Raw genomic sequence first — 264 nt, forward strand, 5'->3', positions numbered from 1 at the left:
GAATAAAGATATGACCTAGCCTCACCTAATGATAATGACTGTTTTATTGCGACATCATTTACACTTATTTTTCCTGATCTTTTTATAAGCTTCAGCAATTCAATTTGAATAGTATTTAAGCCATATATTCCCGAATAACGGTGCAATATTTTAAGGTTGTTTAGAATAGGATTTACGCGGATTTGACGTTCTGTTACCAAAATAAGATCTGCTCCCAAGGACTGGACTGCCACTTTCTTAGCTACAAATTTAGCTCTAAAGATT

At 33.7% G+C, this 264-nt stretch carries 1 pseudogene; it reads right to left on the reverse strand.

The features are described 5' to 3' along the window. A pseudogene (locus AAEZ02_RS22690) lies at nt 1-264 on the reverse strand (TnsA endonuclease N-terminal domain-containing protein); the annotation flags it as partial.

It is taken from the genome of Shewanella sp. T24-MNA-CIBAN-0130, from assembly GCF_040310185.1.
GTDB classification, from domain to species: domain Bacteria; phylum Pseudomonadota; class Gammaproteobacteria; order Enterobacterales; family Shewanellaceae; genus Shewanella; species Shewanella psychromarinicola.